Origin of the sequence: Bradyrhizobium centrolobii, from assembly GCF_001641635.1 — a bacterium.
GTDB classification, from domain to species: Bacteria; Pseudomonadota; Alphaproteobacteria; order Rhizobiales; family Xanthobacteraceae; genus Bradyrhizobium; species Bradyrhizobium centrolobii.
The window spans coordinates 49,814-64,570 of sequence record NZ_LUUB01000056.1 but is presented as its reverse complement, the minus strand read 5'-3'; the positions used below and the strand labels follow the sequence as shown (position 1 = coordinate 64,570).

Sequence of the window (14,757 nt, the reverse complement as noted above, 5' to 3'; positions counted from 1 at the left end):
CGGGAATTCGGCAAACGGGCGCTCGACGTCGCGATCAGCGTTCTCGCGATCGTGGTGCTGGCCCCCGTCTTCACGGTGGTGTGGATAGCAATCCGTCTCGACAGCCCCGGACCCGCGGTCTTTCGCCAACGCCGGATCGGGCGAGACGAGAAGCCGTTCAACTGCTTCAAATTCCGGACGCTCCGCCACAAGGCCGACGAAAACGTCCATCGCGAGGCGATCCGGCGGGTTTGGGCTAAGGAACCCCTCTCGGACGACCCCGATGCCCCATACAAGCTGACAGACGATCCTCGCGTGACGCGCGTGGGGCGGTTGCTGCGGAGAACCAGCCTCGACGAGCTGCCGCAACTCCTCAACGTGTTGCGGGGCGAAATGAGCATCGTCGGTCCGCGGCCGGCGATCCCTTATGAACTCGAATACTTCCGGGACTGGCACCACAAACGTCACATTGTGAAGCCCGGAATCACCGGAATTTGCCAGGTGCGCGGCCGGGGTCGCCTCCGCCCCGAGGTGATGCTCGAGATGGATGTCGAGTATGCAATGAACTGGACCTTATGGACGGACCTGAAGTTGATTGCCCTTACGTTTCCGGCGGTGCTGCGGGGACGCGGTGCCCGATGAGGGAGACGGATTCTCGTGAGGTTCGAGAAATGCACATTCCGTTCGTCGATCTCAAAGCGCAATATGAGACGCTGAAGGACGAGGTGGCCGAAGCAATTCGGGGCATTCTCGACTCCGCGCAGTTCATCGGCGGCGAGGCGGTTGCCTCGTTCGAAAGAGATTTCGCCGCATATTGCCACGTGCGCTATGCGCGCGGTGTGGCGAGCGGCACGGACGCGCTTCATCTGGCGCTGCGGGCCTTGGGTATTAGTCATGGCGACGAGGTAATTACAACCGCCACTACCTTCATGGCCACCGCGGCCGCCATCGTTGCGACGGGAGCGCGGCCCGTGTTCGTCGATATCGATCCGGACACCTACACGATCGATCCCAGGATGATCGAGCGCGCCCTAACGGGTCATACAAGAGCGATCGTCCCAGTCCACCTCTTCGGCCAGCCGGCTGACATGGGTCCAATCAATGAGATCGCACGGCGGCGCGCCCTCTATGTAGTAGAGGACGCGGCCCAGGCGCACGGGGCGGAATATCAGGGGGTCCGAACTGGGGCGCTCGGCGATGTCGCATGTTTCTCGTTTTATCCGGCAAAGAATCTCGGGGCCTATGGCGACGGCGGAGCGGTCACCACCAACAGTGCCGCGATCGCCGAGCGGATCGAACGACTGCGCGACCACGGTCGAACCACCCACCACACCCACGCCGAGATCGGGTTCAACAGCCGGCTCGACGCTCTCCAGGCGGCAGTCCTGCAGATCAAGCTCCGGCGCCTCGATGAATGGAACGCCAATCGGCGGCGCGCTGCGGATTGGTACGCCGCGGAGTTGGCGCAGTCGGGGATCAAGACACCGTTCGCTCGAAAGGGGTCGACGCACGTCTACCATTTGTATGTGATCGCCACGAACGAGCGGGACGCAATGCGGAATAAGCTCGACGAGGCCGGTGTGGCGACCGGGATCCACTATCCGTTGCCGCTCCACCTACAGCCTGCTCTCGCCCATCTCGGCTACAGGCGGGGCGACTTGCCGTGCTGCGAAGCGATGGCCGCTCGATCATTGTCCCTGCCCATGTTCGCCGAACTCGCACGCGACCAAGTGCGCCATATCGCCGCGATTGCGTGCGCTGCGACCAAGCGGGACGGTCACAGGAAATTGCGGCGAAAGTCAACCTAGTCGCGCGCCGCACTGCGCGCCGATGGTGCAAAGCGTTGGCGATGAATCGAAAGGATTGGCGATGAATCGAATCAGCGCATGGGCGGTGGTCGAGACCGAGGCGATCGGTACGGCCGTGGCGATCGCCGAGTTCGCCGTGGTGCGGCCTGATGTTACGATTGGCGACCGGGTGGTCATTCACCCGCATGTCGTGATCGAGAGCGGCGCAAGAGTCGGGGAAAACGTCGAAATCTTTCCAGGAGCCTATATCGGCAAGGCACCCAAGGGGGCCGGCGCGTTGTCGCGCGCGCCGCGTTTCGAGGCGTGGGTCGATATCGGCGCCGATTGTTCTATCGGACCGCACGCGGTAATTTTCTACGACGTCTCGCTCGGCGTTGGGACCCTGATCGGTGACGGCGCCTCGATCCGTGAACAATCGCGGATCGGCTCGAAGACCGTCATCGGACGTTACGTCACGGTCAATTACAACACGCGAATCGGCGATTGCGTCCGGGTCCAGGATCACACCTGGCTGGCGGGCAACATGACGATCGAAGACGACGCCTTCATCTCGGGCTGTGTCGGCACTTCGAACGACAATGCGATCGGCCGAGGAGGCCACGACGGTTCGGCCATGTTCGGGCCCAACATCGCGCGCGGCGCGGCGATCGGAGTGGGAGCCAACCTACTGCCAGGCGTCAGAATCGGCGTTGGCGCCGTCGTCGGCGCTGGCGCGGTGGTGACGAAAGACGTGCCCGACGGTGCGCTCGTGATGGGTGTCCCGGCGGGGATCCGACGATGGCTCAAAGCGACTACCGGCGGAGACCAGTGACTCGATGGCAGTTCCTGCCAAGCGTGCTGTGAACACTAATCGTGAGGAGCCTCTGTGTCACCAACATGGATCCGAGTCCTAATCAGTTAAACTGCGGTCACAACGATCGGGTGATGGAATGCTGAATTCGTCAAGGCCCGCGATCAGGGTACTGCATATAACCGACACGTTGGCCTCCGGAGGGAAGGAGCGACAACTGGTTGAATTGCTGCGTGGGTTCAACAAAATAGATGGGTTCACCAACGAACTAGTCGTTCTCTCAGATGTCATACACTATGATGAGGTGAGATCGCTGGGAATAAAAATACACATCTTCGGAAGAAGCCGGCAATGGGATTTCCGTATTCTCGAAAAGCTATATTGCCTGGCGAGACAATACCGACCGAATATAATATATTCGTGGGAGTCGATGTGTTCGGTGTATGCGTCACCAATTGCGTTGATATTTAGATCGGCTTTGATCAACGGGATGATACAAAACGCACCGCTCTTTTTGAATTTGAAAGATCGCGGCTACCGACGTTTACTTCTGACAGCTCCATTTTCAACTGTAATATTGGCAAATTCATTAGCGGGACTTAGAGCGTTTCGAGTTGATGGCAAAAAAGGTCTTTGTATACGAAACGGTTTTAATTTTGATCGAATAAACAATCTTCCGGACGTTAAGGACGTCAAGCGTTCGTTGGATATAAGAACCAAACACGTAGTCGGTATGGTCGGAAGATTCCATCGAGAGAGAGACTATAGTACGTTTTTCAAAGCGGCAAAACTGCTGTGCAGCGAGCGGAAGGACATTACATTCGTTGCTGTGGGCGAAGGACCGGATCTGGAAAGCTTCAGGGTGCGTTTGAAGAGCGACAGTCAGGCGAATATACGCATCCTGGGAGTCAGAAAACGGGTCGAAGAAATCGTAAAAACGTTTTCCGTCGGAGTATTGGTCGCGGACTCAAGATACCACGGGGAGGGAATAGCTAACGCAATTATGGAGTACATGGCGCTGGAAAAGCCGGTCATAGCCACAGACGCGGCGGGCAATCGCGAAATTGTCAAGGACGGAGAGAATGGATTCCTAATTCCGTTCGGAGATGAAAATGCGCTGGCGCTGCGGATAAGGGAAATTGTCGACCGTCCTGACATTGGAAGCGCGTTCGGTCGTGCAGGACGGGCGCTCGTCGAGCGGGAGTTCGGGATTGAGAAAATGGTGCAGAAGCACGTTGAGCTGTTTCGGCGATTGGCAAGCGGGAATAGGGCGCTTTCTTTTGAAGTTTGATTGCGAGCTGGTGCCTCAGACTGATCGAACGATCACATTTGGAGACTGCTGAAAGGAATTGGTCGCTATGTGCGGGATTGCAGGTTTGATTGACCCTAGTCTCGCTGCGCAGCCGGAGGCCTTGCAACGTTCGGCGCGCGACATGGCGAATGCGATTGCGCATCGCGGGCCAGACGGTGAGGGGGTGTGGATTGATGCAGCGATTGGCGTCGCGATTTCACACCGCCGACTTGCCATAATTGACCTAAGTGAGGCCGGAGCGCAGCCCATGATGTCGGCAGATGGGCGGTGGGTCGTGAGTTACAATGGCGAAATATACAATACGGAAGAAATTCGTCGGGAGCCGAGCGTTGCCTGGGTGAAATGGCGAGGTCATTCGGACACAGAGGTTCTGGTCGAGTCCGTTGCAAGTAAAGGAATAACGGCGGCTATAAAGTCGCTCAACGGCATGTACGCGATGGCGCTTTGGGATCGCCGAGAGCGGGTGCTGCATCTCGTACGCGATCGACTTGGAATTAAACCCCTGTTTTTTACCTTCCATGGAGGAAAGGTCGCGTTTGGATCAGAGATAAAGGCCTTGCTGAGACTGGGATTTGTGCCCAGGGAGATAGATGCGGCAGCTGTAAGCAGCTATCTCAAGTTTGGTTATGTTCCGGCACCGGGCGCGATATTAGGCGGCATCGAGAAGGTGATGCCTGGTGAGATCGTATCGATTGGCGTCAATGGGCGTATTTCCCGGTCGCGGTATTGGCGCTTGGAAGATGCCGTAGCGCAAGGCTTCGAAGCGCCGCTGGAAGTTGGTGACCGAGAGGCAATCGAAACGTTCTCGTCGTTGCTCGCCGATGCAGTCAGCAGGCAAATGATTTCCGATGTGCCGCTTGGCGCTTTTTTGTCAGGAGGCATCGATTCCTCTTCAATTGCGGCTTTAATGATGGCAGCTGGGAAAGGGCCGGTCCGTACGTTTTCGATTGGATTTCCCGACTTAGGGTTTGACGAGTCGGCGTATGCTGCCCGCGTTGCTCGTCACATAGGGAGTGTACATTCGGAACTGGTCATTACCGCTGCTGATGCGCTTGCGACGGTACCTCTGGTCCCTGAAATGTATGACGAGCCATTGGCGGATGCTTCGCAAATACCGACTTTTCTTGTGTCGAAGCTGACGCGAAGTCACGTCACCGTAGCATTGTCCGGCGACGGCGGCGATGAACTGTTCGCCGGATACGACAGGTACAAAATTTTGACGTGGTTCTCGCGATACGCGGGCCTGATGCCTATTCGGTTTCGGGGGGCCGCCGGTGCCATCCTGGGCGCTTTGCCACCCGCCATCTTAAATCATTTATCGCACCTCTTTCGTGGCGGTATGGTTCCGCAACGACTTGGAGATAAGGTGCGAAATCTATCTTGCGTGCTGTCGTTGGATCCGGATGGGTTTTACACCCGGCTTGTCAGCCTGGTTCCGGATGTGGGGCTTCACATGGCTGATCGGGAAAATCCCCCTGGGCTGGGAGGGACGCCACCAGGACTTGGCGTTTTGGACCGCGCTCGTTTTCTCGACACAGTTACCTACCTTCCGGACGATATACTGCAGAAGGTCGATCGGGCATCAATGGCAGTAGCCTTGGAGGCGCGTCCGCCACTCCTGGACCATAGGATAGTCGAATTTGCGTGGCGCCTTCCTCCACGGTTTTTGGTGCGGAATGGAGAGACGAAGTGGCTGCTGCGACGGGTCCTCGACCGTTTCGTTCCTCGCCATTTGGTCGAACGGCCGAAAATGGGATTCGGTGTCCCTATAGGCGAATGGCTTAGAGTACCGTTACGCGATTGGACCGAGGACCTGCTTGCGCCTGCCAGATACGGCGGTGGGATCCTCGACGTAAAACCGGCGCAAGAGATTTGGCGGAAGCATATCTCGGGAGAGAAGGATTATGGGTACCAGCTATGGACCCTTCTTTCCTTCGAGGCGTGGCGAAGACAATGGGCCGAGCAAATGGAACGTCGGGCGGCGCAGGCCAGTAATGCGATGGCAATTCCTGCCGGGCGCTGAGGGAACGCTGGATCGTGAGGATGATCCTCTGCCACCGACATGTTCCGAGTTTGCAGAGACCGGGCTCCGGAGCCTTCGTGTGCCAGCAGGAAGAGCAGCTGCGCCGGTTCGGCCACACGGTCGACGTCATCAATATTCTCGGATTCCAGTCCAAGATGAACTGTCTGATGTCATGCGAATGGCGAGCGCGGTGGCATACGACATCGTCCATGCGCATTACGGTTACCGTCTTCCACCCGGTCCTGCCACGCTGTTCAGAAGAGAAGGCGGAGGCCGAGACCGCAGGATCAAGGTCAGATCTTCAGACTAAGCTCGGACACTACGAAAAAGACTCCGCTCTTCAGATTGCGCAGGATCTGCGTCCCGGACGATGCGGACCAGCACGAACTGCTCGTCAATGCGAGTGCTCTGTGGAGAAATTAAAGCTATCCTCGATGCATCAAGGAGAAGAGTGCATGACACAAAGGCACATCGCTGACGGGACAGTGCGCCTCGTGCTCTCAACCTTCGGCAGGAGCGGATCGCCGGCGTCGAGCGGGCGACCTTGAATTGCGCCGAGTCGATGAGCGTAGCCTCGAAGAGCATTGCAGCGCAGAAGAACGCCGTGGTCGTGGGAGGCGGCCTTGGCATAATTCGGAGCCTGGCTCGGCAAGGTGCATCATGAGTCAAACTGACGTTGCGATCGTTGGGGCCGGGCCGTACGGCCTTGCATCGACGGTAGCCCTGCGACGTGCCGGGTTTTCCGTAAAGGTGTTCGGCGATCCCTTGCTGTTCTGGAGGTCGCAAACTCCCAAGGGCATGTTGCTCCGGTCGCCGTACGAGGGGAGCAGCATCGGTGACTGGAGCGGCCCCCTGACGCTCGAGGCATTCGACGCTGGTCGTGACCACCCTGTCAGCCGACCTGTCACCGCCGACGAGTTCATCGAGTATGGGCTTTGGTTCCAGCGGCGGGCGGCTCCGGACCTGGACCGCCGAGAGATCCGTTCAGTCGAGCGGGCTGGCGATCGGTTCCGTTTGGTGGCTCAGGATGGTGAAGAGTTCGAGGCGGCGAGGGTCGTCGTGGCGGCGGGAGTTGGAGCACTCGCCTGGAGGCCGCCCCAGTTCGATTCGCTCGACTCTTCCCTCGTCTCACACAGCTTGGACCACGACGACCTCGGGAAGTTCGTCGGACAGCGGGTGACGGTGGTGGGCCGTGGTCAGAGCGCGCTCGAGTCGGCCGCCTTGCTGCACGAGGCGGGATCTGAGGTGGACGTCCTGGTGCGTGCGCCCCTCGTCAGATGGCTCCACAAGCGTCCCTGGTTGCACGAGCGGTGGCCGGTCAAGCAGATGTTATACGCCCCGCCTGATGTCGGTCCCGCCGGCGTGAGCCACCTCGTCGCGCATCCGCGCGCATTCTGCGCCCTCCCTCGTCGCACGCAGGACCGGCTGGGACCGCGCGTCATTCGCGCAGCGGGAGCGAATTGGCTCATCCCCCGCCTCGCCGATGTCCCCATCAGGCTCAACACGGAGGTGCGGGAAGCCTGCAGCATGGGCGACGGCGTACGGCTCGTCCTCAACGATGGCACGGAGAGCATCGTGGATCACGTGCTCCTGGCCACCGGCTACCAGGTCGACCTATCGCGCTACTCATTCCTGTCCCCATCAGTGCTCGCGGGCATCAACACCGTTGGAGGATGGCCCCGCCTGTCGCGTGGCTTCGAGACGTCCGTCCCTGGCCTCCACATCGTGGGCGCCCCTGCGGCGTGGAGTCACGGCCCGCTCCTGCGGTTCGTTGCGGGCAGCGGGTACGCATCGAGAACGCTCGTCAAAGGCCTCCAACGGTGACCGGCGCGCTGGTCATCGGCGGGGACTACCGCGGGCTCGGCATCGTGCGGAGCCTCGGCCGCCACGGCATCCCCGTCTGGGTTGCTGCAGAGCGGTTCTCGCTGGCGCGGGCGTCGCGGTACGCAACAGGACGGACGGTGTGGCCAGCGGCACTGGAGGAGCAGCTCACCTGCCTCATCGACCTTGCTGACCGGCATGGGCTCCGCGGCTGGGTGCTGTTCCCGAGCGGGGAAGAGACAGCATCCCTGGTCGCGCAGCACGCGGACAAGCTTGCGGAGTGCTACAAGCTTACGACATCGCCGTGGGAGTTGCATCGGTTCGCAGCGGACAAGCGACTGACATATGGCCGTGCAGAAGCACTCGGGATCGGCTGCGCTGCCACGCACTACCCGTCCACACTCGAGGAGTTGGAAGAGCTCAAGCTCTCGTACCCGGTGATCCTCAAGCCCGCGCGCAAACCGATCGCCTCGGCATTCACCGACGCAAAAGCATGGAGGGTCGACAACCGACAGCAGCTACTCGATCTCTACCGAGCAGCCAGTGCGCAGATCGATCCTGACCTCATCATGGTCCAGGAGCTGTTGCCCGGTGGCGGAGAGGCGCGCTTGTCGTTCGCGGCTCTTGTGAGCGATGGACGGCCTCTTGCGTCCGTCGCCGCCCGACGCACGCGCCAGTTCCCAGCCGACTTCGGAAGGGCCAGCACCTTTGTTGAAACGATCGAGGACCTCGACGTCGTTGCGGCGGCCGAGATGCTGCTTCGGGACCTGCGACTGTCCGGGCCGGTCGAGGTCGAGTTCCAGCGTGACCCGCGGGACGGCCAATTGAAGCTGCTCGATGTCAATCCTCGGATCTGGGGATGGCATTCTCTCGGTCATGCCGCAGGCGTGGACTTCCCGTATCTCGCCTGGCTGCTCGCCATGGGGAAGCCTGTCCCCGAGGGGCGGGGCAAGCCCGGGTGCCGATGGGTTCGTCTGTCGACGGACGTGCCCACGTCGGTCGCCGAGATAGCCGCCGGTCGGCTGGCGCTCAGGCCGTACTTGCGATCGCTGAAGCCGCACGTTGAGGGCCCCATCGCTGCATGGGATGACCCGCTCCCGATTGCCGCGGAGCTGTGGCTCATCGCCAGCCGGCTTGGTGGACTGGCGCTCGGAGGCAAAGGAGAGGTCGCGTGAGGCTGCGCCGATCGTGCAGCGCGGCGTCGTGTTTGCATCGTCCGGCAGATTGACGTCTACGAGCCGATGATCCCTTCCGGTTGACGAGATCGCAGCATAAACTGCAATGGAAAAGTTCATCGAGGTTTGTGGCGAATCGCCATTCCCGGAGGCCACCAGGAGCTAGCCGCGATGAGGGTTCTGCATGTTACGGGCGCATACCCTACTGAACAGAATCCGTCTGAGGGCGTTTTCATCCGCACTCAAGTGGAGTCGCTGGCGAGGCTTGGCATTGATGTTGACGTTTGCCGGCTCAAAGGCACTGGCATTGGCAAATATATCAAGGGCATTGCTGAAATACGGAAGGCTGTGCGTTCGAGGCATTACGATATCGTTCATGCGCATTATATGTACTCAGGCTGGACTGCCAGATTCGCTACTATCCTGCCACTCGTTGTGTCTTTTATGGGCAACGACGTATATGGAGATTGCAACGAGTGGGGAGAATATCGATTCTCTAATCGAGTGTCGCACGGACTATTCTCCCGTTTGTTGTCGTACGCGACGGCTCACAATATTGCGAAGAGTGCCGGTCTTGCAAAATATCTTCGCGCCAAAACAACGTCCATTATCTCCAATGGAGTGGATCTTGATATCTTCTATCCCAGAACAGTCGCTAAGCGCGAAGTAGGTCTAAAGGAAGACGAGCAGCACGTCCTATTTGCAGGCAGGCCCTCAGCAGGGGGTTATAAGAGATACCCGCTCGCCGAAGCCGCTTTTGAGCTGGTTCGAAAATCCAATCCATCTGCCCAATTGGTCACACTTGATAGGAGACCTCAACAAGAAGTGGCACGATTCCTGAACGCCGCCGATTGTTTGCTCCTTACGTCCGCTCATGAGGGTTCTCCGAACATTGTCAAAGAAGCTCTTGCCTGCAATCTACCGATAGTTTCCGTCGATGTTGGCGACGTGGCCGAGCGAATTAAAGAGTTCGAAGGATGTTACATCGTACCTGACGAACCGACCTTTATCGCGGAAGCTGTAGAGAAGGTACTGGCCCGTGGAAAGCGTCTTTCCGGCGGTTATACCGCGGTCGATGAACTTTCGCTCGCAAAGGTCGCAAGGCGAATACAATCTGTGTACGAGCGGATTCTTTCGTGATGCTGCAGGAGAGAAGAGGTTGGCGCGGCGCGGGGATGACGATCGTTGATGAACAGCACGCCATCGCCGACGAACACTTCACCGCCGATGGTCACGCCGGCGCCAGGATTGAAGAAAACAATTTGGGAAACAACCCTCCATATGAAAGGTATTAACGAAGATCTTTGCGTATCCATGGCGCTCAGCGCGATCCAAGTAGGTCGCACCGAGTGGGGTCAGTCGGAGGTATTCCGCGCGCTCTGCCTGCGGCTGCGCGACGAGCAAGACGTTTCGAACTCCACCTGAAAGGACTCCACCATGTGCGGCGTCTGCGGGCAGTTTAACTTCGGCAGCGGTGCGCCCGTCAGCGCTTCCACCATCAAAGCGATGATGGGCACGATTGTCCACCGCGGCCCCGACGACGCCGGCCAGCATTTGGACGGGAATCTCGGCCTGGGTTTTCGCCGGCTGGCGATCATCGACCTGTCACCCGCTGGCCACCAACCGATGTCCGACCAAGCCCAGGCGGTGTGGGTGGTCTTCAACGGGGAGATCTACAACTATCAGCAACTCCGGCAGGAGTTGCAGGGGCATGGCCACGTGTTTCGCTCCAACTGCGACACCGAGGTGATCGTGCATGGTTACAAGCAGTGGGGTGACGCCGTGCTGAACCGCTTCAACGGCATGTTCGGCCTCGCCATCTGGGACGTGAAAAAGCGCCGGCTGCTGCTGGCGCGCGATCCGATGGGCATCAAGCCGGTCTACTACGCAATCCGCAACGGATCGCTCGCTTTTGGTTCGGAGATCCGGCCGCTCTGCGTTGCTCTCGACGAACCGCCGGGCGTTGATCCCGAAGCCGTCGCTCTTTTTCTGCGCTATCGCTACACGCCGGCCCCGCGCACGATGTTCAAGGGCATCCAGAAGCTTGCCGCGGGTGAAAAACTCGTCGTCGAAAACGGCCAGGTGCACGTCTCGCGCTACTACCAGTTCGCCCCGGTGCCATTCGCGCCGCAACCCCGCCCGGAGGTGGCGGCGGAAAAATTGGTCGAGCTCTACCAGGCGGCGATGAAGCGGCATCTCATCAGCGACGTTCCGCTCGGACTGCTGCTCAGCGGCGGCGTAGATTCCGGCTTGTTGCTCGCGCTGATGAGCTTGTATGGCCGCGACTGGCACACGTTCAGCGTCGGGTATGGATCGTCGTTCGCCGATGATGAGCTCGAGGATGCCGCCAAAACGGCCCGGACCTACGGGGCCAGGCACAACGCGGTTCACCTCACCCGGGAAACGTTTGAAGACGTCCTGCCCCGCATCGTGGACGTCCTCGAGGAACCGGTTGCCTCGTCGTCGATCGTGCCTATGTACTTGGTCTGCCAGCGGGCTCGTGAAAACGTGAAGGTGGCGCTCATCGGCCAGGGGCCGGATGAGCTGTTCGGCGGATACACCCGACACCTCGGCGTGCACTATGGCGCCGCCTGGCGCGCGCTGCCCGGCTTGTTGCGGTCACCCAGTGCCGCACTAGCGCGCGTCCTCCCGCGGAACGATACGATCAAGCGTGGCCTTTACTCGCTGCACGAGCCCGACCGACTTCGTCGTTTCCAGCAGGTATTCTCCCTGGTTTCGGACAACGCGATGCAGGGGCTTGTTCGCCCCGAGCTGATCGCTGACGGGGAAGCCACCGTGGCGGCCCGCTGCTGGGAGGAATACCGGCCGGCCTTCGAAAACCTGGACGACCTCAATGCCTTTCAGTTACTCGAGCTGCGCTCGTCGCTGCCGGACGAGTTGCTCATGTATGGCGACAAGCTGTCCATGGCGCACGCCCTCGAGGTTCGCGTACCCTATCTCGATCGCGAAGTGGTCGAGCACGTCCAGCAATTGGGCGCGTCCTTCAAGGTGCGTCATGGCGTTCGCAAGTGGCTTCATCGCGAAGTGAGCAAGCGGCTGTTGCCGTCGGAAATCACCCATCGCAAGAAGCGCGGATTTGCGGTGAATGTGGTCGATGGGTGGTTCCGCCAATCCCTCGACGGACGGATCCGGCAATACCTGGCCGATCCGCAGTCGCAGGTCTACCGGTTCCTGGAGCCGGCTGCAGTGCAATCCATGCTGGGCGACCACGCGGCAGGCCGGGCCGACCACCACAAGATACTATTTAGTGTCGCCGTGCTGGAGCAATGGCTTCGCACCGTTCGTCTGATACGGCCAACGCGACGTAACCATCCTGTGTATTAACAGGCTGGACGCCTTAAATGAGCCGACTCAATCACTGCGTCCGCGGGCTTGGGACTGCATCAGACGGTACACCGTAGAAGACGCCCCGTCCGTCGGTCCCGATGTACACGCGGCCCCAGACCTGCCGGTCGCCCGCCATGGCCCCCGCTCCGTTCACGAGATCGCTCATCTGGTGCTGGGCGTCGTTGATGAGAATCCAGCTGGTGCCCATGTCATCGGACCGAAATATCCCCTTCGTGTTTTCTACTGTGCCGTAGAGGAAGACGGTTGGGACTTTCGACCCGGTCGGGGGCGCTCCGAAACTGAACATGAAGGCGGTGTCGACGTTGGCAACCTTGGCGAAGGTCTCACCTGCGTTCGACGAACGATAAAGGCCCGACGCACCGTTGCTCATCCAAACCTCCCCGTTCATTCCTGGGGCGGCCTCTACGACCTGCTGTCGCCAGCCCAACGACGGAATAGTCGAGATGCTCTCGAATGTCGCCCCACCATCGATCGAGCGGTAGAAATGCCCGCTGTTGTAGTCGTACAGGTAGAACTTGCTCCCATCTATGCGGTCCGCGGCCAGCGGCTTGTTCTTGCTCCAGTAGTCCGCTCCTTCGACGGCGCCCGATGGCGCTCCAATCGACTGCGTCCACGAGGCGCCCAGGTCGGTTGAGTAGTAGGGAATGCTTCCTTTCGGCAGCCACACGATCCGCCGTGACGTGGCCGAAACCGCCACCCGGCCGTCGAGGTTTCTGTCTGGGTTGGATGAAAAGGCCGTGAAGGTCTGCGCATTGTCGATGGAGTAGCCACCGGCCGGCGAGGTGTCTCCAGGATGCCCCACGCGCACGACGAAGTTTGGATCCGCCTCCTCGAAATCGATTCCGGTGGAGTTGCCGAAGGGCGTATATCTCATCTCGTTGGGCGGTGGCGTGGTGAGAGAGGCGTTTCGGAATCCTATATGGTCAGCCACAGCCGAGAGCAGTGGAGCGCCCCGGGGCGGGGACTTGACGTCGAAGACGACCATCTCTTCCAGCCCATCTACGTAGCTCTGCCAGATCTGGCGCTTCGCGGTGATGTCGTCAGTGCGCCACACCCCACCGGTGTCCGTGAACCAGACCCGTTTCGGATCGGCGGGATCAATTACCATCGCCGATGGCCCGTCGGCAAACTCGCTGTTGGGCAGCCACGGAACCGAAGAAGTGGCGCTCACGTTCCAAAAGGTCCAACTGGCGCCGCCATTCGTGGAGCGGTACCAGCCGTAGCGGTTCTCCATCGTCACCACGACATTGGGATCGGTGGGGTCAACACTGATGGCCGAAAAGTTGCGCCTGTGCTGAGGCGGCGAGATGTTGGTCCAGGCGCCCCCCGAAAATTTCGCGACGCCGTCGTCGTGGGTCACGTAGAGGGTTCCATCAGAGGCGATGGCTTCACGGTGAGGGTCAACTGGGCTGCCGGCCATGACGGCCCACGAGAGCCCTGCGTCCGCGCTTCGGTAGACTCCGTGGCCACGTACAGCGGCATAGATTGTTGAAGAAGGCGATCCCGCCCTGCCTGTCGTGCGATCGATGGCCACGAAGGTGATCCCGACTCCCGCCGTGCCTTTGGGAAGACTCTCGACCCGCTGCCAACTTGCTGCGGCGTTGGTGCTCTTCCACAAACCGTCGTTGCGTGAACCAAAGTAAAGGACGTTGCCGTCGTTCGGATCTACAATCAGGCGCTCCCCGTTGAGCGCGCCGGGGAAATCGTTGCCGTTCATTACGACGTTCAGATTAGTGCGCTCCCATGTCTTGCCTTGATCCGTAGACTTAAGCACATCCCACGGTCCGCCGCGCCACCAACTGAACATCCCGGCAGCGAAGTAGACGTTGTTGGGGTTCGATGGATCGATAGCGATGCTCTCTCCGCCGAACAGATTCTCGTGCGAGAGTGGGAGCCAGTCGAGCAACGGAATCCACCGCTGGTTGGCAGCATCCCACCGGTAGCATCCACCGACATCGGTGCGGATGTAGAGCAGGTTGGGGGCGGATGGATGTGCGACGATCCCGGTAACGTACCCACCGCCGCCCCACTTCACGTTTGTCCAGATGTATGGCTCGCTCTTGACAACGCCTGCATGCCCGGCGGCGAAGCTCAAAGCGGCCAGCAGCGTTCCTAGACACGCCCGATGAATGAACCATGCGGTCCAGGCACTCTTTGCCAGGGGTACGTATCTTCCGGCCCGCTCACCAGCACCCCGCGCCATGAACAGACCGTACCGCCTAGTGCGAATCTTCGCCGCTCGTACGGCTGTTGCACGCGGTCGTTGTTCCTCCACAGATCCTCCGACTGCCAGTGAACTTCAAATACTACAACTGGCTCGCTTTTGACAACGCTGGCAGGCCCGGGGATCTCGCCCGCAACGAAGCGCTCATGTCGTGGATGCGCGCAGGTATGTCGAGGAGGCGTAGCTGCCGCGGAAAGAGGCGAGGGGTCGATTATGGGCTACACAGCTGCCGCATATAGACGAACCGTCCGGCAAA

The 14,757-nt window shown here is 60.0% G+C and carries 11 protein-coding genes; 10 read left to right on the top strand and 1 reads right to left on the bottom strand.

The window, feature by feature from the left end; translation table 11 throughout:
• The 10 genes from AYJ54_RS18100 to asnB (AYJ54_RS18060) form a co-directional block, all read left to right on the top strand.
• The coding region (locus AYJ54_RS18100; RefSeq protein WP_201724210.1) for a sugar transferase at positions 1–621 on the top strand (621 nt) is incomplete at its 5' end.
• A 29-nt stretch (positions 622–650) separates the two neighbouring features.
• Complete coding sequence (locus tag AYJ54_RS18095) at positions 651–1,787, top strand: DegT/DnrJ/EryC1/StrS family aminotransferase (protein WP_063700757.1); 1,137 nt, start codon at positions 651–653, stop codon at positions 1,785–1,787.
• A gap of 61 nt (positions 1,788–1,848) precedes the next feature.
• Positions 1,849–2,598, top strand: a complete 750-nt coding sequence (locus AYJ54_RS53505) for a transferase (protein ID WP_063700755.1) — start codon at positions 1,849–1,851, stop codon at positions 2,596–2,598.
• 469 nt (positions 2,599–3,067) lie between these two features.
• Positions 3,068–3,868 (top strand): glycosyltransferase, encoded by an 801-nt coding sequence (locus tag AYJ54_RS47310; protein ID WP_161491877.1) that lies wholly within the window; start codon positions 3,068–3,070, stop codon positions 3,866–3,868.
• Between the two features lie 67 nt (positions 3,869–3,935).
• Positions 3,936–5,912: an asparagine synthase (glutamine-hydrolyzing) gene (gene asnB / locus AYJ54_RS18080; RefSeq protein WP_063700752.1), complete on the top strand. Its 1,977-nt coding sequence runs from the start codon at positions 3,936–3,938 to the stop codon at positions 5,910–5,912.
• Positions 5,913–6,572: 660 nt separating this feature from the next.
• A complete protein-coding gene (locus AYJ54_RS18075; protein ID WP_063700750.1) occupies positions 6,573–7,736 on the top strand; it encodes an NAD(P)-binding domain-containing protein in 1,164 nt (387 codons plus the stop codon).
• Positions 7,733–8,908 (top strand): carboxylate--amine ligase, encoded by a 1,176-nt coding sequence (locus AYJ54_RS18070; RefSeq protein WP_082905704.1) that lies wholly within the window; start codon positions 7,733–7,735, stop codon positions 8,906–8,908. Before AYJ54_RS18075 ends, AYJ54_RS18070 begins: the two co-directional genes overlap by 4 nt.
• Before the next feature lie 171 nt (positions 8,909–9,079).
• Positions 9,080–10,048, top strand: coding sequence for a glycosyltransferase (locus tag AYJ54_RS18065; protein ID WP_063700748.1), 969 nt, complete (start codon positions 9,080–9,082; stop codon positions 10,046–10,048).
• Positions 10,045–10,203, top strand: coding sequence for a hypothetical protein (locus AYJ54_RS50755; protein WP_161491876.1), 159 nt, complete (start codon positions 10,045–10,047; stop codon positions 10,201–10,203). Before AYJ54_RS18065 ends, AYJ54_RS50755 begins: the two co-directional genes overlap by 4 nt.
• 142 nt (positions 10,204–10,345) lie before the next feature.
• Positions 10,346–12,253, top strand: coding sequence for an asparagine synthase (glutamine-hydrolyzing) (asnB, locus tag AYJ54_RS18060; protein ID WP_063700746.1), 1,908 nt, complete (start codon positions 10,346–10,348; stop codon positions 12,251–12,253).
• Positions 12,254–12,284: 31 nt separating this feature from the next.
• Here the strand turns inward: asnB (AYJ54_RS18060) and AYJ54_RS18055 are convergent, their stop codons facing one another.
• Entirely contained in the window at positions 12,285–14,480 is a 2,196-nt protein-coding gene (locus AYJ54_RS18055; RefSeq protein ID WP_136623773.1) for a WD40/YVTN/BNR-like repeat-containing protein, read from the bottom strand.
• Positions 14,481–14,757: the final 277 nt, after the last annotated feature.